The sequence below is a fragment of the Fructilactobacillus sp. X2R6C1 genome (genome assembly GCF_059901295.1).
Window position 1 is genome coordinate 1 of sequence record NZ_JBWXUZ010000089.1, and the last position, 231, is coordinate 231.

The 231-nt window shown below is 38.1% G+C and carries 1 protein-coding gene; it reads right to left on the bottom strand.

Going from position 1 to position 231, the window contains the following annotated elements:
• Positions 1–231 (bottom strand): type I restriction-modification system subunit M N-terminal domain-containing protein (locus AC6UDF_RS07490; RefSeq protein WP_500724279.1); only part of this gene is annotated, 231 nt, incomplete at both ends.

Consider the following 231-nt stretch of genomic DNA (forward strand, 5'->3'; position numbering starts at 1 on the left):
GTATACTGGGGTGCAATTGCGTATCCGAGTGAATCGGCTGCATCTTCCAAATAATCCTTTAAACTATCAGGATCCTCTTTGACGGCTTTTACATATGCATCATTAATGGTTTCTCCATCCTGTAAATCAAATAAATCCGCATTCTTTTGATACTGTTCTTGACGTTCTGATAAGTAACGGTAGAACATAAAGCCCAGAATGTAATTTCGATACTCACTAGCATCCATATTC